This is a genomic window from Bradyrhizobium sp. I71 (assembly GCF_022354745.1).
Classification (GTDB): Bacteria; Pseudomonadota; Alphaproteobacteria; order Rhizobiales; family Xanthobacteraceae; genus Bradyrhizobium; species Bradyrhizobium liaoningense.
Genome location: NZ_CP059398.1, coordinates 3,588,320 through 3,607,682, shown reverse-complemented (window position 1 = coordinate 3,607,682; position 19,363 = coordinate 3,588,320). Strand labels below are relative to the sequence as shown.

Here is a 19,363-nt window from a genome sequence, read left to right as displayed (position 1 = left end):
AACTGTCTCCGTTGCTTCTGCGGGGCGGTTTTTGCTAATCCAGCCCTCGGTTTTGACCGGCCTCTGCCGGCGAGGAATGTTGCATGAACCAAGCTGCCGACGCCAACCTGTTTTCCCGCCTGTTCGATGGCCTGGACGATCCCAAGCGGCTCGCGATCGAGACGCATGACGGCGTCCATATCAGCTATGGCGATCTGATCGCGCGCGCGGGGCAGATGGCGAACGTGCTGGTCGCCCGCGGCGTGAAGCCGGGCGACCGCGTCGCGGTGCAGGTGGAAAAGTCGGTCGCCAATATCGTTCTCTATCTCGGGACGGTGCGGGCCGGCGCGGTCTATCTGCCGCTCAACACTGCCTATACGCTGAACGAGCTCGACTATTTCATCGGCGATGCCGAGCCGTCGCTCGTGGTCTGCGATCCCTCAAAGGCAGAAGGCCTCGCCCCCATTGCGGCGAAGGTGAAGGCCAAGGTCGAGACGCTCGGCCCCGACGGCAAGGGCTCGCTGACGGAGGCCGCCGACAAGGCGGGCAGCGAATTCGCGACGGTGGCGCGCGAAAACGACGATCTCGCCGCGATCCTCTACACCTCGGGCACCACCGGCCGCTCCAAGGGCGCGATGCTCACGCACGACAATCTCGCGTCGAACTCGCTGAGCCTCGTCGACTATTGGCGCTTCACCGATAGGGACGTGCTGATCCACGCGCTTCCGATCTACCATACGCACGGCCTGTTCGTGGCGACCAACGTGACGCTGTTCGCGCGGGCGTCGATGATCTTCCTGCCGAAGCTCGATCCTGATCTGATCATCAAGCTGATGGCGCGCGCGACGGTGCTGATGGGCGTGCCGACGTTCTACACGCGGCTCCTGCAGAATCCTGCGCTGTCGCACGAGACCACGAAGCACATGCGGCTGTTCATCTCGGGCTCGGCGCCGCTGCTCGCCGACACCCACCGCGAATGGTCGGCGCGCACGGGACATGCGGTGCTCGAGCGCTACGGCATGACCGAAACCAACATGAACACGTCGAACCCCTACGACGGCGAGCGCGTGCCCGGCGCGGTCGGTTTTCCCCTTCCCGGCGTCTCCGTGCGCGTCACCGACCCCGAGACCGGCAAGGAATTGCCGCGCGAGGAGATCGGCATGATCGAGGTGAAGGGCCCGAACGTGTTCAAGGGCTATTGGCGCATGCCGGAGAAGACCAAGGCCGAATTCCGGCCGGATGGATTCTTCATCACCGGCGATCTCGGCAAGATCGACGCCAAGGGCTACGTCCACATCCTCGGCCGCGGCAAGGATCTCGTGATCTCCGGCGGCTTCAACGTGTACCCGAAGGAGATCGAGAGCGAGATCGACGCCATGCCTGGTGTGGTCGAGTCCGCCGTGATCGGGGTGCCGCATGCCGATTTCGGCGAGGGTGTCACGGCGGTGCTGGTCTGCAACAAGGGCGCCGATGTCAGCGAAGCCTCGGTGCTCAAGGCGCTCGACGGCCGGCTCGCCAAGTTCAAGATGCCCAAGCGCGTCTTCGTCGTCGACGAGCTGCCGCGCAACACCATGGGCAAGGTGCAGAAGAACGTGCTGCGCGATACGTACAAGGATATCTACGCGAAGACGTAGCGGGCTCCGCTCTCTCGGCGTCATTGCGAGGAGCTCTTGCGACGAAGCAATCCAGGCTGCCTTTGCGGAAAGATTCTGGATTGCTTCCGCCTTCGCCAAGGCTTCGGCGGACAAGTCGCTGCGCTCGCAAGGACGAACGTTGCGGCGGCTACAGCCCGCCCACCAGACTCAGCACAAACCTGCTGCCGACGATGAACAGATAGCACCCGAACGCGGCCTCCAGCGTCCGCTTCGACATCGCATGCGCGGCTCTCACGCCGAGCGGTGCCGTCACAAGGCTCATCGGCATCACCAGCACGGCACCGATCAGCGAGACGTAGCCGAGCGCGAATGGAGCCTGCAGGGCCGCGACGGCCGGATATTTCGCCGCCGCCGGCCAGCCGGCATAGATGTAGCCGAGCGCGCCGGGAATCGAGATCAGCACGGCGAGCGCCGACGAGGTCGCGACGGCCTGATGGATCGGACGGCTATAGAAGGTCATCAGCAGGTTCGAGAACAGGCCGCCTCCGATGCCCATCAAGGTCGACAAGATGCCGACGCAGAAGCCGTAGACGCGCATCAATGGGCCCTTCGGCAGATCGTCGCCGAGCTTCCAGGTCTCGCGCGCGAAGATCAGCCGGACCGCGGCTGACCAGGCGACGGCCACGAACACGATCTTGAACAGCCGCTCCGGCGCGTAGCGCGCGATCACGCTGCCGGCGAGGACGCCGATCACGATCGGCAGCCACCAGACGCGCAGGATCGTCATGTCGACCGCCCCGCGCTTGTAGTGCGCCTGGAACGAGCGGATCGAGGTCGGGATGATCACGGCGAGCGAGGTGCCGACACACAGCGGCATCCGCACCTCTAGCGGTACGCCGGCGATGCGGAAGCACTCATAGAACACCGGCACGAGGATCGCGCCGCCGCCGATGCCGAACACGCCGGCCAGAAATCCCGAGAGCGCGCCGGTTGCGATCAGCAGCAGCGCGAGCTCGACGATTTCCTTGATATCGAGACCCGCGATCACCCCGAACTGCCCCGCCGACTGGCGCAGCTCCTCCGAAGCATCGGCTCGGATCTGGCTGCGGGCAAAGCTGTAGGCGATCTGCCCGATCTGGTCGACACGCCGGGGCAGCCCGGCTGGGGTGGAATGCGGGCTGCGCATATCGGCCGTCAGCGCGCCATGGCCCCGTTGAGCTGCGTGCGAAGATTCCGTCCCAGGGTAATGAGCGGCAGGCTGCGCCGATGCGCTGGCCGGCACGAACCGCCGATGGCAAATGGGCGGATTAGAGGAGTTCCAATAGCGATTTCAATGCGCCTTGCCGCGTCGACCCAAAAATATGAATCTATGTTCCTATTTTGGTTGGTGGACCGCGGGCCTGGTATACCAAGAGCCGGATTGGCCTTGGTTCATCAAGACCATAGAGCTGAACCCAAGTTCGATTTATGGCGATTTGGTGATTGCGCCGGCCAGATCGACTCCGTAAATAGAGCCGACCTTTCGCGATCCCCGCGCGCCCCATGCTGGGCCGCAACAAACATCAAAAGCCGCCCATGACCGCACGGATCGAACGACCGCTTTCGCCGCACATCCAAACCTATCGCTGGACCCTGACGATGGCGCTGTCCATCGTTCACCGTGCCACCGGCATCGCTCTCTACGTCGGAACGCTGCTGCTGGCCTGGTGGCTGATCGCGGCAGCCTCCGGCCCGACCGCCTACGCCCACGTCCAGGCCTTCACCGGCAGCATCATCGGCCGCCTGATCGTGTTCGGCTACACCTGGGCGCTGATGCACCATATGCTGAGCGGCATCCGGCATTTCGTGTGGGACCTCGGCTACGGCTTCAAGGCCAACGAGCGCGAAGCCCTGACCTGGGGCGCGCTGATCGGCGGCATCGTGCTGACGGTGCTGATCTGGATCATCGCCTATGCGATCGGAGGCGGACGATGAGCTACAGCGAATCCCACGGCTCTCCGAAGCCGCCGTCGATGCGTACCCCGCTCGGCCGCGTCCGCAATCTCGGCGCGGCGCATTCCGGCACCTCCGATTTCTGGCGCCAGCGCATCACTGGCGTCGCCATGACGCTGCTGATGATTCCGGTCGTGGTCATCGTGATGATGCTGCTCGGCCGCAACCAGGCCGGCGCTGCCCAGATCCTCGGCTCGCTGCCGATCGCGGTGATCCTGCTGCTCTTCATCTTCGCCAGCGCCTGGCACATGAAGATCGGGATGCAGGTGGTGATCGAGGACTACGTCCATAACGAGAAGCTGAAGCTCACTGCGATCATGCTCAACAACTTCTTCTCGATCGCCGTCGCACTCGCCTCGACCTATGCGATCCTGAAACTTTCTTCCGGAGTGTAACCCATGGCCGCCACAACGAATGGCACGGGCAACGGCGCTCCCGCCACCAACGGCAAAGCCTATCCGATCGAAGACCACACCTACGACGTCGTCGTGGTCGGCGCCGGCGGCGCCGGCCTGCGCGCGGTGGTCGGCTGCAGCGAGGCCGGACTTCGCACCGCCTGCATCACGAAGGTGTTTCCGACCCGCTCGCACACGGTCGCGGCGCAGGGCGGCATCTCCGCCTCGCTCGGCAATATGCACAAGGACGACTGGCGCTGGCACATGTACGACACCGTGAAGGGGTCGGACTGGCTGGGCGACCAGGACGCGATCGAATACATGGTGCGCAACGCGCCCGAGGCGGTCTACGAGCTCGAGCATTGGGGCGTGCCGTTCTCGCGCACCGAGGACGGCAAGATCTACCAGCGCCCGTTCGGCGGCATGACCCTGGACTACGGCAAGGGCCAGGCGCAGCGCACCTGCGCCGCCGCCGACCGCACCGGCCACGCGATGCTGCATACGATGTACGGCCAGTCGCTGCGCCATGCGGCCGAATTCTTCATCGAATTCTTCGCCATCGACCTGATCATGGACGACCAGGGCACCTGCCGCGGCGTCATCGCGCTGAAGCTCGACGACGGCACGCTGCACCGCTTCCGCGCCCAGACCGTGATCCTCGCCACCGGCGGCTATGGCCGCGCCTACGCCTCCTGCACCTCGGCACACACCTGCACCGGCGACGGCGGCGGCATGGTGCTGCGCGCCGGCCTGCCGCTGCAGGACATGGAGTTCGTGCAGTTCCACCCGACCGGCATCTACGGCTCGGGCTGCCTCGTCACCGAAGGCGCGCGCGGCGAAGGCGGCTATCTCGTCAACTCCGAGGGCGAGCGCTTCATGGAGCGCTATGCGCCGTCGGCAAAGGACCTTGCCTCGCGCGACGTGGTCTCGCGCGCGATGACGATCGAGATCCGCGAGGGACGCGGGGTCGGCAAGAAGAAGGATCACATCTTCCTGCATCTCGACCATCTCGATCCCGCCGTGCTGGCCGAGCGCCTGCCGGGCATCTCGGAATCCGCAAAGATCTTCGCCAATGTCGACGTGACGCGCGAGCCGATCCCGATCGTGCCGACGGTGCACTACAACATGGGCGGCATCCCTACGAATTATCACGGCGAAGTCCTGACCAAGAAGGACGGCGACGACAACGCGGTGATCCCCGGCCTGATGGCGATCGGCGAAGCCGCCTGCGTCTCCGTGCACGGCGCCAACCGGCTCGGCTCCAACTCGCTGATCGACCTCGTCGTGTTCGGCCGCGCCGCAGCGCTCCGCCTCGCCGAGAAGCTCACGCCGAACGGCAAGCAGCCCGAGCTGCCGGCGAACTCGGCCGAGATGGCGCTCGGCCGCCTCGACCATTTCCGTTATGCCTCCGGCAGCACCCCGACCGCGAAGCTGCGCGAGGGCATGCAGCACGTGATGCAGAACAATTGCGCGGTGTTCCGCACCGGCGAGGTGCTGAGCGAAGGCCAGAACCTGATCCAGAAGGTCCACAGCGGCATCAGCGACATCGCCGTGTCCGACCGCTCGCTGGTCTGGAATTCGGACCTCGTCGAGACGCTGGAGTTCGACAACCTGATCTCGCAGGCGGTGGTGACGATGAACTCGGCCGCCAACCGCACCGAGAGCCGCGGCGCCCATGCGCGCGAGGACTTCTCCGAGCGCGACGACAAGAACTGGATGAAGCACACGCTGGCCTGGCTGGACGATGCCGGCAAGGTCAGGATCGAGTACCGCCCGGTTCACGACTACACCATGACCAACGACGTGCAGTACATCCCGCCGAAGGCGCGCGTGTATTGATCGAACAGTAGCCGTCATTCCGGGATGGTCCGAAGGACCAGACCCGGAATCTCGAGATTCCGGGTTCGATGCTGCGCACCGCCCCGGAATGACGAAAGGTTAGAGCAATGGTTGAATTCGCACTTCCGAAGAACTCCAAGATATCGGGCGGCAAGACCTGGCCGAAGCCCGCGGGCGCGACCGAGCTCCGCGAGTTCAAGGTCTATCGCTGGAACCCGGACGACGGCAAGAATCCGAGCGTCGACACCTATTACGTCGACACCAATGATTGCGGTCCGATGGTGCTGGACGGCCTGATCTGGATCAAGAACCACATCGACCCGTCGCTGACCTTCCGCCGCTCCTGCCGCGAAGGCGTCTGCGGCTCCTGCGCCATGAACATCGACGGCCAGAACACGCTGGCCTGCACCCGCTCGATGCACGACGTCAAGGACGGCGCGGTGAAGATCAATCCGCTGCCGCACCAGCCGGTGGTGAAGGACCTCGTCCCCGACCTCACCAACTTCTACGCCCAGTATGCGTCGATCGAGCCCTGGCTGAAGACGACCTCGCCGACGCCGCAGAAGGAATGGCGCCAGAGCCACGAGGACCGCGAGAAGCTCGACGGCCTCTACGAATGCATCCTGTGCGCCTGCTGCTCGACCTCGTGCCCGAGCTATTGGTGGAACAGCGAGCGCTATCTCGGACCTGCCGCGCTGCTCCAGGCCAACCGCTGGGTCTCCGATTCCCGCGACGAGGCAACCGGCGAGCGGCTCGACAATCTCGAGGACCCGTTCCGCCTCTACCGCTGCCACACCATCATGAACTGCGCCAAGGCGTGCCCGAAGGGACTGAACCCGGCGGAAGCCATCGCCGAGCTCAAGCTCAAGATGGTCGAGCGCCAGATCTGATCGGCCCTGTGTGAGCGATGACGCGTCTCACTGCGGCCCGGAGCGTTGTCGGTTCTGATCGAATCAGAACCGACGCTTAAGATCATTCTCAAACGATGATCCAAGCGCGACGTCGATCACCCGATCCCATCGCGCTTTATTGATGCTCCACTACACGCTTGGTGCCAGGCAGGGGCGACGCTGCCGCCGCGCCAGGTTTTGAATTCCCGCGTTCGATTGCCCAGCGCAGTTGGCGGTCCGTGGCGCGCAACTTAATCTCGTCCGAGGCAAGCGCGGCGAGATTGGCAAGGATCTGCTTCTGCGTTTCGTCTAGCGCGCGTGGCCGAGTGTCGATCACGCAGAGCGACCCCAGGGTAAAGCCGTCGGGATCGCTCACTGGGCAGCCAGCGTAGAACCGAAACCCCAGCTCACCCTTCACCGCCGGATTCTCCGCAAAACGCAGGTCGGTCGCGAGGTTCTCGGCGACCATGATACCCTTCTGCAGAATGGTGTAGTTGCAGAACGCCCAGCCGCGCGGCGTATCGACCATATCGAGCCCATAGCGCGACTTGAACCATTGTCGGGTCGGGGTCAGCATCGTCAGCAATGCCACGGGAGCATCAAGGCTGCGCGCCGCCAGCCAGGTCAGGCGATCGAAAGAATCTTCAGGCGGCGTGTCGACGAGGCCGGAGCGTTCGAGTGCGAGGAGCCGCTGGCCCTCATTGTCCGGGAAGGGAAAGGAAGGCGGCGTCTCGAACGGAAAGGGGTGTCCGACGGCGGCTTTGAAAACGGTTTCGATTGCTGCAGGCAACGCGGGCAATTCGTCGACGAACACCGTCATTCTGGAGCCGGGCCCGCCCCCGCCTGATCGCCGGGTTCCAGCCGAGCGCCCGACGACAAGGATCTCGGTACTGCCGAGTGATGGATCGGCGCGCAAGCTCTCCAGCATGGCGAGTCTGCTGGCGTCCGATGTTTCAGCTTCGATCACAACGGCAGCCGGCAACCGCGTGCCGATCGCAAGCAGCGCGGTGTAGATGTCCGAGTAACTCTCGACGACACAGAAATCGACCTCCGCCAAGGCCGCCTTGTAATCGGCCATGCGTTCTTGCCGCGCAATGAGGATCACCCGGGCGGAAGCAAGCATCGGCGGCTCGCCGGAGCCGGCGATCAGCCCGAGAACGTCGCGGCGGTAGACGCGGCGATGACCCCCCGGGGTTTTCCAGGACGGGATCGAGCCGCCTTCGATCAGAAGCTGAGCCGTGCGGACGGAGACGCCCAGTATCTTGGCAGCCTCCGCCGTCGTCAGAATGTCCTTGGCCATACCATCCATCTTTACCCCCGACCGCGCGCCGGCCGGCCTCGTCCCAGACCTCACAATGTCGTGCTCCCACTTGTGTTGACAAGAGCAGGCGGCTGCTATTTTGATAGATTTGATGATAACGATAGATTTGATAAATCTGATAGAATGGTTCCGCACTGCATGGCAGATGCGAGCTGCCGAGGGGCACGTCTTCCTCTGGAAGAAGCCGGGCTCTGGCCCTGAGCCGCCCGGCGAATCGTCCTCGCGCAAGCCGAACCGCCGCGCGGCTGGCCACTCCACACACTCTCAACCACGGGAATGTCGCGATCCGTGACGCCTCCCGACCGAGCTTCGTCCCGGCGACGCCCCCTCTTCATCTCCCTTACCGCCGTCTTCCCTGGCGCGTTGCGTCCCCCGCACCGTCGATTTGTCTGGAGCATCCTCATGAGTGACTTTCTGCCTTCCGATCTTCCGGAGTTTGCTGATCGCGTTGCTGCCAATCAGCGCCGCCTCCACGAAAATTCCAGCGGCAGTTATGACTTCGTCGTTTGCGGCGCTGGCAGTTCCGGGTCGGTCGTCGCGCGCCGCCTCGCCGAAAATCCCTCCGTCACTGTTCTGCTGATCGAAGCAGGGGGAAGCGACGAGGTGCCGACCGTCATGGAGCCGTCGGCATGGCCGGGAAACCTCGGCAGTGCGACCGATTGGGGCTTTGTCGCAGAGCCCAACCCGCACTTGAACGGGCGCGCACTTCCGATGTCGATGGGCAAGGTTCTCGGCGGCGGCTCCAGCATCAATGTGATGCTGTGGGCGCGGGGTCACCGCAGTGATTGGGATTTCTTCGCCGAGGAAACCGGCGATCAATCCTGGGGTTATGACGCAGTCTCGAAGATTTTCCGGGAGATCGAGAACTGGCAAGGCCCGCCTGATGCGCGTCATCGCGGCACCGGCGGCCCCGTTTTCGTGCAGCCGTCACCCGATCCCGGCCCAGCCGCATTGGCCATGCTCGGCGCCGCGGAGGAGATCGGCATTCCGACCTTTGAAAGCCCCAATGGTGAAATGATGGAGGGCGAAGGCGGCTGCGCCGTTACAGATATCCTGGTCCGGAACGGCAGACGCCATTCCATCTTCCGCGCCTATACCTATCCCTATCTCGATCGGCCCAATCTCACCCTGCTGACCGGCACGCAGGTCTCCCGCGTCCTGCTCGAACGCGGGAGAGCTGTCGGTGTCGAGGCCATGCGTGACGGCCAGGTGTTGCGGATCCATGCGGCCCGGGAACTCGTACTCGCGCTCGGAGCGATCCAGACGCCGTCCGTGCTGATGCGTTCCGGCATCGGCGATGAGGCAGAACTTCGACGGCTTGGGATTCCCGTGGTCCAGCACCTGCCCGGTGTCGGGCAGAACCTGCAGGATCACGTATCGTTCGGATGCATTTGGGAGTATCGCGAGCCGATCGCGCCGCGCAACACCGGCAACGCGGCGACGCTCTATTGGAAATCCGACTCTGCACTCAGGACTCCCGACCTGCTGTTCTGCCAGGTCGAGTTTCCCGTGCCGAGTCCCGAGACGGCAGGCCGGGCCCCTGCCCATGGCTGGACGATGTTTGCCGGCCTCGCTTTGCCGAAGAGCCGAGGCAGGGTCAGTCTCCGAAACGCGGAGCCGCTTGCAACGCCGCGGATCGAAGCCAACATGCTGTCGCATCCTGACGATGTGAAGACGGCGATCGCCTGCGTCGATGTTTGCCGTGAGCTCGGCAATACCCGCGCCTTCGAGCCGCTGGTGGCGCGCGAGTCGATGCCCGGCCCTCTCGGCGCCGCCGAGATGGAACGCTTCGTGCGCGACTCCGCGGTGACCTACTGGCACCAGACATGTTCGGCCAAGATGGGACGCGATGCGATGTCCGTGGTCGACAGCAAGCTCAAGGTCTACGGAATCGACCGCCTTCGCATCGCCGACGGCTCGGTGATGCCGCGGATCACCACCGGGAACACGATGGCGCCATGCGTCATCATCGGGGAGAAGGCGGCCCGCGCGCTGCGCGACGAGCACGATATCTGACGCCCCCCTCCGGTAGCGCGATGGACCGCGGATGCGCCGGCCTCCGCTCCATCGCTCTGCATGCCACGCGAACTTGCCGCCCCTTGGCCGATCATGCGTGACATTCCAAGACCTGCCCCAATTTGAGTAGAATCGTTCTTGACCCGCATGGCGGGCGAACCCATAAAATTGCAACCAATGGTTACGATCGCAACCGACTTCCTTCCCGGCGCGAAATTCAGTTAAGCTCACGATCAGGGACTGGAGCGACTGTGCAGAGGGCGCAACGCAACTCGCTGAGGCTGTTGCAGTGGATGATGGCGGCATCCCTGGCGCTGCCGATTGCGCTCTTCGCCGTTGCCGCCACGATCTCCTACACCTCCACCAGGGATATCGCCGACCGTGAGATCGAGCGGACGGTCGACGTCGCTCATGAGCACGCGCTCAAGGTGTTCGAGACCATCGACCGCAGCCTCGCCGAGCTCAACGAGGTCGTGCGTGGCTTGCCGGACGACATCATCCGCGCGCGAGAACCGGCACTGCATCGCCGCCTCAAGCGGCTGACCGATGCGCTGCCGCAGCTCAAATCGGCCTGGATCTTCGATGCGAACGGAAAAGCGCTGGTCAACAGCCTTGCCTCGCCGCCGGCGGACCTCAGCTTTGCCGATCGCGAATACTTCTATGCCCACATCGACCAGAGCATCGGCACTTTCATCGGCACGACCCTGACGCCACGGCCACCCTATCAGGGCGCGCGCTTCTTCGGGGTCAGCCGCCGCCGCGACTCCGACGACGGCAGCTTCATCGGCGTGATCCAGGCCTCGGTGCTGCCGGAATATTTCGAGAGCTTTTACGCCAGAATTGGATCGGATCCCGGCAGCTTCTTCGCGATGGGACGTGCCGACGGCGCGATGCTTACGCATTTTCCCCGCCTTGACCACGAGTTTCGGCTCGATCCGGCCGGGCCGGTGGGCCGGAAGATCGCGGCCCAACCCGAGCACGGCCTCATCACCGTCGGCTGGCCCTCGGACGGCATCGAGCGGCGCATCGCCTACCGGCGTGTCGCCGAATATCCGATCTATGTCAGCGCCGGGCTCGAGACCTCGGCGATCCGCGCGCGCTGGTTCGCCACCATGGGCCAGCACCTGGTGTTCGGCATTCCCGCCACCGCGCTTCTGTTTCTGTTGCTGGCGCTCGCGTTGCGGCGCACCCGGCACCTTCAGGCGGAAGCTGCAAAGCGGCGCGAGGCCGAGGAGGCGCTCAAGCACAGCCAGCGCCTGGAGGCGCTCGGGCAGCTCACCGGCGGCGTCGCGCACGACTTCAACAACCTCCTGACCGTGATCCGCGCGTCGGTCGACCTCCTGAACCGGCCGCAACTGACGGAGGAGCGCCGACAGCGCTACATCACGGCCATTGCGGATTCGGTGGCGCGCGCGGCCAAGCTGACCTCGCAGCTGCTCGCCTTTGCGCGGCGCCAGACCCTGAAGCCGGAGGTGTTCGACGTCGGTGCGCGGGTGCAGTCGCTGCACGACATGCTCGCCACGCTGCTGGGCCCCGCGATCGAGATCGTCATGCGGCTGCCGGCGGAGCCGTACCTCGTCAATGCCGATGCCAGCCAGTTCGAGACGGCGCTGATCAACATGGCCACCAACGCGCGCGATGCCATGCGGGGCAATGGCAGGATCGTTTTCAGCGTCGAGGCCGCAACGACCGTTCCGGACACGCTGGCGAAGCTTTCGGCCAACCAGACCTTGGCAAACCATGGCTTCGTCCGCGTCAACGTCAGCGACACCGGTGTCGGCATTCCCGCCGCACGGCTCGGACGCATCTTCGAGCCGTTCTTCACCACCAAGCAGATCGGCCACGGCACCGGTCTCGGCCTGTCCCAGGTGTTCGGCTTCGCCCGGCAGTCCGGCGGTGAAGTGACCGTCACGAGCGAGGTGGGACACGGCAGCACCTTCTCGCTTTATCTGCCGCGCGTGTCGCCGGAGTTGCTGCCGCAACGCCAGGCGCCCAACACTGCGCCGGCAATGGCCGGTACCGGCATGTCGGTGCTCGTGGTCGAGGACAATATCGAGCTTGCCAATTTCGCCGCGGATGGCCTCACCGAGCTCGGCTACAGCATCACGCTGGTCGACAATGCCGCCGATGCGCTTGCCGAGCTCGTCGTGGACGCGGATCGTTTCGACGTCGTGCTCTCGGACGTGGTGATGCCCGGGATGACCGGGCTCGATTTGGTACAGGCGATCCGCGAGCGCAGCATCGCCGTGCCGGTCGTGCTGACCACGGGCTACAGCCAGGCTCTGTCACAAGAGGGCGCGGCCGGCTGCGATCTCGTGCAAAAGCCCTATTCGATCGAGGAATTGTCGCGCGTTCTGCACCGGGCCGCGCGGCTGCGGCACGTCCGCGACGGCGCCGCCGAGTGATCCGGCGGCCGGAACCGAAGGGAACCGATTGATTTCCCTGTGCGTTGTCCGCCCATGCACAAGCCGGCCACAACGCGCGAACAGGGCAGGAAGCCGCCCATTGTGGAAATCAAAGGCGAGAACGGCGATGACGTGGCACCGCCCCCGCCCGAGCTGGTCGAACCCGACCCCGAGCTCTCACCCGAGGAAGCCGAGCAGGCCCGCAAGGATTATCTGCTGACCCGGTTCTGGATTAGCGCCCGCGGCTTCTGGGGCCGCAACGGCGACCGCCTGGCCTGGCCGTTCTCGATCGGTCTCGGCCTGCTGATCGTGCTGACGGTTGGCTTCCAATACGGCATCAATGTCTGGAATCGCGCGATCTTCGACGCGATCGAGAAGCGCGATGCGGCGAGTGTCTTCCATCTCACGATGGTGTTCTTCCCGCTCGCTATCGGCAGCATCGTGCTCGCAGTGGCGCAGGTGTTCGCGCGGATGGGTATCCAGCGACGTTGGCGCGCCTGGCTCACTGCGAGCGTGCTGACGCGATGGCTCAAGAACGGGCGCTACTATCAGCTCAATCTCGTCGGCGGCGACCACAAGAATCCCGAATACCGCATCGCCGAGGATCTGCGGATTGCGACCGACTCCCCGGTCGATTTCCTCGCCGGCGTGACGTCCGCACTGCTGTCGGCCGCGACCTTCATCGTCGTGCTCTGGACCATCGGCGGCGCGCTCACCGTCACGCTCGGCGGCTCGGCCATCACCATCCCCGGCTTCCTCGTGATCGCCGCGATCCTCTACGCCGCGATCGCATCCAGCTCGATCGTGGTGATCGGCCGGCGCTTCGTCCAGGTCTCCGAGGGCAAGAACCAGGCCGAAGCCGATTTCCGCTATACGCTGACGCGCGTGCGCGAGAACGGCGAGAGCATCGCGCTGCTCGGCGGCGAGGAGGAGGAGCGCGACGGCATCGATCGCAATTTCACCCGCGTGCTGCGGCAATGGGCGCGACTCGCCGGCCAGCACATGCGCACCACGCTGGTGTCGCAGGGATCGAGCCTGGTTGCGCCGGTGGTGCCGCTGCTGCTGTGCGCGCCAAAATTCCTCGACGGCAGCATGACGCTGGGGCAGGTGATGCAGGCGGCCTCCGCCTTCACCATCGTGCAGAGCGCATTCGGCTGGCTGGTCGACAATTATCCCCGGCTGGCAGATTGGAACGCCTGTGCGCGCCGCATCGCCTCGCTGATGATGTCGCTCGACGGCCTCGAACGCGCCGAGCAGGGCGATGGCCTTGGCCGCATCAAGCGGGGCGAGACGCGCAACGACGCCATGCTGGAGCTGAAGGACCTCTCCGTCACGCTCGACGACGGCACCGCCGTGGTCGGCGAGACCGAGGTCGTGGTCGAGCCCGGCGAACGACTGCTGGTCGCCGGCGAATCCGGCACCGGCAAGAGCACACTGGTGCGCGCCATCGCAGGCCTATGGCCATGGGGCGGCGGCAGCGTCAATTTCCATGTCGATCGCCGGCTGTTCATGCTGCCGCAGCGGCCTTACGTCCCCTCGGGCTCCTTGCGGCGGGCGGTCGCCTATCCAGGCGCGGCCGACCACTGGACCGTCGAGGAGATCGGCGAAGCCCTTCACAAGGTCGGGCTCGATCATCTCAAGGAGAAGATCGAAGAGGAAGGACCCTGGGACCAGACGCTGTCCGGCGGCGAGAAGCAGCGCCTCGCCTTCGCGCGGCTGCTGCTGCACAATCCCGACATCGTCGTGCTCGATGAGGCGACCTCGGCGCTCGATGAGAAGAGCCAGGACAAGATGATGAAGATGATCACCGACGCGCTGCCGAAGGCGACGATCGTCAGCGTCGCGCATCGCGCCGAGCTGGAGGCCTTCCACAGCCGCAAGATCGTGCTGGAGCGGCGCAAGGGCGGCGCCAAGCTCGTCAGCGACATCGACCTGATCCCGCGCAAAGGCAAGCGCAAGCTGCTTGGCCGCTTCCTGAGGCAACGCAAGAGGGCGGCGTAGCACTCTCTCTCCGTCGTCCCGGACAAGCGCGCGCCGATCCGGGGCCCATACCCAAAGGGAGCAATTTGGCGAAGACTTGGAGTGGGCATCTCGCGCCACATTCGCTCAAGAGCGATGACGCGCAAGACCCGACGCAATACATTCCTGTCATGCTGATAGGGACAAACAAGGGAGGTTGCCATGATCGACCATCTGGGTATCTCGGTCTCCGACTATGAACGCGCGAAGGCGTTCTACACGACGGCGCTGGCGCCGCTCGGCTACGGCCTGGTCATGGAGGTCACGGCCGAGCAGACCGGCCACGCTTCCGCCGCAGGCTTCGGCGCCGAGGGCAAGCCCGATTTCTGGATCGGCGGCGAAGGCGCCATGAACAAGCCGGTGCATGTCGCCATTCGCGCCAAGGACCGCGCCACGGTCGACGCCTTCTACAAGGCCGCAATCGTGGCCGGCGGCCGCGACAACGGTTCGCCCGGCATCCGCCCGCATTACCATCCGAACTACTACGGCGCGTTCGTGCTCGACCCTGACGGCCACAATATCGAGGCCGTCTGCCACGCGCCGGAATAGGAAGGATTCGGCAGGAACATCGTTCCAGGCAGGCCGTTATCGTTCCTTGCAAAAAGGAGCACGACATGGCCAACGACAATGCCGGCGACGTCGATCGGGTCTGGGATCTGATGCAGAAAATCGGATTCGCGATGCTGGTCACGCGCGACGGCAACAAGCTCCGCGCGCGGCCGATGAGCGCCCGTCTCGACCGCGACGCGAACACGATTTTTTTCCTGACCGATGCACGGCGTCACAAGGATGAGGAAATCGCACGCAGTCCATCCGTCAACCTGTCGTTCGCGGATGCCGGCAGCCAGAAATATGTGTCGCTGACCGGCACTGCCGTCGTTTCCAACGACCGTGCCAAGATCAAGGAGCTGTTCTCGACGCCGGCCAAGGCATGGTGGGACTCTGCGGAAGATCCCAACATCCGCGTGCTCGAGGTCACACCTGACGACGCCGAATTCTGGGACTCGCCGGGGACGGTGATCTCCTACGTGAAGATGGCGGCCGCGGCCGTCACGAACACACGTCCGGACATCGGCGAGAACCGCAAGGTCTCGATGTGATGCCGATCGAACCGCCCGAGATTCCGCCGTCGACACCCGGCACGCCAACAGAACCGCCGCCCGGAATTCCCCCTGGCAATCCGCAACCCGAGATCACACCGCCGGTTCGCGAGCCAGGCGAATCACCGCGCCCCGACGAATTGCCGGGCCGCATGCCCGAAGAGATTCCATCGCGCGGTCCGAATGGGCCGCTCACGCCAAATCCTGCGACGGACTTAAGTTCGCCGCAGGACTACGCATGAGGCGCGACCCATCACATGCAAGGCGATTGCAACCAGCGTCTGAATGCGCAATGAACGTCGCCATAGTGAAATGATTTGCATGCAGAAATAAATCGGGCTGCGGCTGCATCGCCTGCCACAATGCGGCCTAACGCGTAGATGTTCATCCCGACACTTCGTCAAAGAACCTTCCGGGGAAGTTCACCACCATGACCAACCTTCGTTTCGTGCTGCTTGCGACGACGGCTCTGACCGCGATGCAATTGGCAAACACCGCATCGCATGCGCAAGACGCTTCGCCGCTCGTGGTCGCGCAGGCCCAGCCTCAAGAGACGGGCCCTGACGGAAAACCGAAGCAGCCGCCGAAGGGACCGCCGACAGCGGCTCCGCCTGCAGCGCCCGCTCGCCCGGCGGCACCGCCGCCCGCGGCTGCACCGCCCCACCCGCCCGCCGCGCCTCCGCCGGCAGCCGCACCGCCGCGTCCGGCTGCGCCGCCACCGCCACCTCCTCCACCGGCGGCCCGTCCGGCGCCACCGCCTCCGCCTCCACCTGCGGCCCGTCCGGCGCCACCGCCTCCGCCTCCACCTGCGGCCCGTCCGGCACCTCCGCCGCCCCCGCCGCCGCCGGCCGCTCCAAAGCAGCCTGCGCCGCCTCCGGCTGCGGCTCCGCAGCAGCATGCTCCGACACCGCCTGCCGCGCGCCCGGCTCCCACGCCGCCAGCACCGCCGCCTGCCGCGCCGAAGCAGCCTTCGCCGCCTCCCGCCGCGGCTCCGCAACACGCGCCCACACCGCCGCCGCCTGCGGCTCGCCCGACTCCGCCGCCACCGCCTCCTCCAGCGGCTCCTTCGGCACGGCCCGCGCCGACGCCCACGGCAACACCCCCTGCTCCGACCGCGGCGCCCACGGCTCGCCCGGGCGCACCTGCCCCGGCGACCACACCCGCACCGACTGCGACCCCGGCCCCCGGCGCGACGCCGCCCGGCGTGCGTCCCGGCACGCCCCCAGCTGCAGGATCGCCTGCTCCCGGTGCCACGCCCGCTCCAGCGGCCACGCCGGCACCAGGTGGCGTCACTCCGACGACACCGCCCGCACGTCCCGGGACCGCGCCGACGCCTGCACCCGGCGCAACCCCGGCCCCAGCCGCGACGCCGACCCCCGGCACAGTGACACCGACGCCCGGCCCTCAAGGTGGTACGCCGCCTGCGGGCGCACCCGCTGCCGGCACTCCGCCCGCGTCACCGCAAGCCGGCGCTCCGGCTCGCCCACCGGCGCCTCCGGCCGGCGCTGCGGCGCCGACGGTCGTTCCCGGCACGCCGGCCGCCGCACCGCCGCCGAACAGGGCGCAATACGCCCCGCCCACGGTGACGCCCGCGTTCCGGGCCGCTCCCACGGTTGCTGCACCGCTGCCGCCGCCGCCGCGTCCGCCGCAGCGTGACCTCACGCCGCTCGCGATCGGTGCGGGCGTCGTGGCCGGCGCCGTGATCGGTGCCACCATCGCCGATCTCCATAACCAGCGCCGCGAGACCATCGAAGGCGGCCGCACCGTCTACACCGAGCCGGACCGCATCATCGTCCGCGATCCGGGCGGGCAGGCCTATGTCCGCGGCAACGATCTCTATCGCTTCCGCTACGGGGCCCGCGACATCCGCACCGACACCGTCGGCGGCGAAACCCGCACCGTCGTGATCCGTCCCGACGGCAGCGAGATCATCACGGTGGTCGGAACCGACGGCCGGCTGATGCGGCGCATCCGCAGGGACCCCGCCGGGCGCGAGGTCATCATCATCGACAACACCTACCGCGATCCGCGATCGGTCGGCGGCTTCTATGTCGACGCGCCGCCGCCGGTCGTGAACATGCCCTATGATCGCTACATCGTCGATGCCCAGGAGGCGTCGCCGGACTTGATCTACGAGACCATGGAGGCACCACCGGTGCAGCGGATCGATCGGCGCTACTCGCTCGACGAAATCCGCTACAGCCCCAATGTTCGCATGCAGATGCCGAGCATCGACGTCAACACGATCAACTTCGAGACGGGATCGTGGACCATCCCACCGGACCAGGCGGCCCGGTTGCAAGCTATCGCCGACGGCCTCAACCGTGCGATCCAGCGCAACCCGCGCGAGGTGTTCCTGATCGAGGGGCACACCGACGCGGTCGGCAACGAGGTCGACAATCTGTCACTGTCGGACCGTCGTGCGCAGTCCGCGGCCGAACTGCTGACGCAGCAGTTCGGTGTCCCGGCGGAGAACCTGACGTCGCAAGGCTACGGCGAGCAGTACTTGAAGGAACAGACGCAAGGACCGAGCGTGATCAACCGGCGCGTCACGGTCCGCCGCATCACGCCGCTGCTCAATGGCGGCCAGGCCTCGCTGCCGCCGCCCCCGCCCGGCACCGCGCCGCCGCGCTGAGGCACAAGCCACAAACGCAAATGGCCGGGAGCGATCCCGGCCATTTCATTTTGCAGGTATTACGCACTCATCGCTTCTGGCGGCAGGCAGGCCTCGCAAACGGCGGCAACGTGCCGGTGATCGGTACCGCAACAGCCGCCGAGAATCCGCATCTGCGGAAACGCCCGCCTGAGCGAGAGGTAACGGCGGCCGAGATCGACGGGATCGCCGCTGTCGAGCGTCTCCGACTCGTCGAGCTCGGCATGGCTCTTGATCGACGCGTTGGCCCTGATGCCGTGGATGCGCTGGACCCACGATTCGCCGGCCGCGAGTGCGCCGTCAAAATGGGTCGGATGCGCGCAATTGATCAGGAAATATTCGCAAGCACGGTCCGTTGCGTCGTCGACCGCTTCGATCGCCTCGCGCAACGACTCGCCCCTGACGAGGCGGCCATCGGTCTCGACCGTGAAGGAGATCGCGACCGGAATTTCCTGCGTCTTGGCTGCACGCACCACGCCGACGGCTTCGTTGATGCTGTTCAGCGTAAACGCAGTCACCATGTCGGCGCCCGCCTCGGCGAAGGCTGCGATCTGGGCCGAGTGGTAGGCTTCCGCCTCCGCCGCGTCCATGTTGCCGGCCTTGTAGCCGTCGCCGCGCGGACCGATCGCGCCGTTGATCACGCATGGCGTGCGAGGCGATTCCCATGTGCTACGCAATTCGTCGAGAAAGCGAATGGCGCCCATGTTGACGGCCTTGAGCCCGGCCGCATCGTAGCCGAGCTTGGCGCCCCAATCTGGGTTGGCGCGCCAGGTCGGGCTGTCGAGCACGAAGCCGAGTCCATGCTGCCGCGCGATGCGGAGATAGGCTTCGTAGTACCGCTTCAGATGCGCGCGGCCATCCGCGCTGTCCAGCAGCACGAATGCCGCGAAGTGCGGCAGCTCCAGCCCTTGGTGGAAGATCAGGGTGGTTTCCATGCCGCCATCGGTCAAGTAGATGCCACCGCGGTGCTGCGGCAGATCGTGTCTGTATTTGGCCATTGATCGCTCCTTCGCTTGGCGCCAGCCGCTCCACTTCGGTCGCGTCGCGGCGCCTTCGGTCTCGCGCGAGTGGTGCCGCATAATGTCGCGCCGCTCTAGAAGTCTGATGGTGCGGCTGAACCTACACCTGCAAACGGATACAAAATCAGAGGCTTACGCGG

15 protein-coding genes are annotated in these 19,363 nt (G+C 65.7%); 12 read left to right on the top strand and 3 right to left on the bottom strand.

The window, feature by feature from the left end:
• Window positions 1-83 precede the first annotated feature (83 nt).
• Window positions 84-1,613 (top strand): malonyl-CoA synthase, encoded by a 1,530-nt coding sequence (locus FJV43_RS17490; protein ID WP_239628837.1) that lies wholly within the window; start codon window positions 84-86, stop codon window positions 1,611-1,613.
• 148 nt (window positions 1,614-1,761) lie between these two features.
• Here the strand turns inward: FJV43_RS17490 and FJV43_RS17485 are convergent, their stop codons facing one another.
• Window positions 1,762-2,622 carry a sulfite exporter TauE/SafE family protein gene (locus tag FJV43_RS17485; protein ID WP_239629452.1) on the bottom strand — a complete coding sequence of 287 codons (861 nt, stop codon included), beginning with the start codon at window positions 2,620-2,622 and terminating at the stop codon, window positions 1,762-1,764.
• Between the two features lie 527 nt (window positions 2,623-3,149).
• Between FJV43_RS17485 and sdhC the strand changes: the two genes are divergently transcribed.
• From sdhC to FJV43_RS17465, 4 genes are all read left to right on the top strand, one after another.
• Window positions 3,150-3,548: a succinate dehydrogenase, cytochrome b556 subunit gene (gene sdhC / locus FJV43_RS17480; protein WP_061880145.1), complete on the top strand. Its 399-nt coding sequence runs from the start codon at window positions 3,150-3,152 to the stop codon at window positions 3,546-3,548.
• The gene (sdhD, locus tag FJV43_RS17475) at window positions 3,545-3,961 is read left to right on the top strand and encodes a succinate dehydrogenase, hydrophobic membrane anchor protein (RefSeq protein WP_131874223.1); all 417 of its coding nucleotides are present in this window, start codon (window positions 3,545-3,547) and stop codon (window positions 3,959-3,961) included. Before sdhC ends, sdhD begins: the two co-directional genes overlap by 4 nt.
• 3 nt (window positions 3,962-3,964) lie before the next feature.
• A complete protein-coding gene (gene sdhA / locus FJV43_RS17470) occupies window positions 3,965-5,800 on the top strand; it encodes a succinate dehydrogenase flavoprotein subunit (protein ID WP_239628835.1) in 1,836 nt (611 codons plus the stop codon).
• A 107-nt stretch (window positions 5,801-5,907) separates the two neighbouring features.
• Window positions 5,908-6,690: a succinate dehydrogenase iron-sulfur subunit gene (locus tag FJV43_RS17465; protein ID WP_028179640.1), complete on the top strand. Its 783-nt coding sequence runs from the start codon at window positions 5,908-5,910 to the stop codon at window positions 6,688-6,690.
• Window positions 6,691-6,826: 136 nt separating this feature from the next.
• On the opposite strand, the gene FJV43_RS17460 is transcribed toward FJV43_RS17465, so the two are convergent.
• Window positions 6,827-7,990 (bottom strand): GAF domain-containing protein, encoded by a 1,164-nt coding sequence (locus FJV43_RS17460; RefSeq protein ID WP_239628833.1) that lies wholly within the window; start codon window positions 7,988-7,990, stop codon window positions 6,827-6,829.
• A 423-nt stretch (window positions 7,991-8,413) separates the two neighbouring features.
• Here FJV43_RS17460 and FJV43_RS17455 point away from each other — a divergent pair, with 423 nt between their 5' ends.
• From FJV43_RS17455 to FJV43_RS17425, 7 genes are all read left to right on the top strand, one after another.
• On the top strand, window positions 8,414-10,027 hold the full coding sequence (locus FJV43_RS17455; protein ID WP_239628831.1) for a GMC family oxidoreductase N-terminal domain-containing protein: 1,614 nt from the start codon (window positions 8,414-8,416) through the stop codon (window positions 10,025-10,027).
• Window positions 10,028-10,278: 251 nt separating this feature from the next.
• Complete coding sequence (locus FJV43_RS17450) at window positions 10,279-12,432, top strand: hybrid sensor histidine kinase/response regulator (protein WP_239628829.1); 2,154 nt, start codon at window positions 10,279-10,281, stop codon at window positions 12,430-12,432.
• Between the two features lie 54 nt (window positions 12,433-12,486).
• On the top strand, window positions 12,487-14,433 hold the full coding sequence (locus tag FJV43_RS17445; protein WP_239628827.1) for an ABC transporter ATP-binding protein/permease: 1,947 nt from the start codon (window positions 12,487-12,489) through the stop codon (window positions 14,431-14,433).
• Window positions 14,434-14,613: 180 nt separating this feature from the next.
• Window positions 14,614-15,000 (top strand): VOC family protein, encoded by a 387-nt coding sequence (locus FJV43_RS17440; protein WP_239628825.1) that lies wholly within the window; start codon window positions 14,614-14,616, stop codon window positions 14,998-15,000.
• Window positions 15,001-15,065: 65 nt separating this feature from the next.
• Entirely contained in the window at window positions 15,066-15,551 is a 486-nt protein-coding gene (locus tag FJV43_RS17435; RefSeq protein WP_239628824.1) for a pyridoxamine 5'-phosphate oxidase family protein, read from the top strand.
• Window positions 15,551-15,793 (top strand): hypothetical protein, encoded by a 243-nt coding sequence (locus tag FJV43_RS17430; RefSeq protein ID WP_239628822.1) that lies wholly within the window; start codon window positions 15,551-15,553, stop codon window positions 15,791-15,793. Before FJV43_RS17435 ends, FJV43_RS17430 begins: the two co-directional genes overlap by 1 nt.
• A gap of 188 nt (window positions 15,794-15,981) precedes the next feature.
• Window positions 15,982-18,186: an OmpA family protein gene (locus FJV43_RS17425; RefSeq protein ID WP_239628820.1), complete on the top strand. Its 2,205-nt coding sequence runs from the start codon at window positions 15,982-15,984 to the stop codon at window positions 18,184-18,186.
• 59 nt (window positions 18,187-18,245) lie between these two features.
• Here FJV43_RS17425 and FJV43_RS17420 read toward each other — a convergent pair whose 3' ends face one another.
• Window positions 18,246-19,202, bottom strand: a complete 957-nt coding sequence (locus tag FJV43_RS17420) for a homocysteine S-methyltransferase family protein (RefSeq protein ID WP_239628819.1) — start codon at window positions 19,200-19,202, stop codon at window positions 18,246-18,248.
• Between the last annotated feature and the right edge of the window lie 161 nt (window positions 19,203-19,363).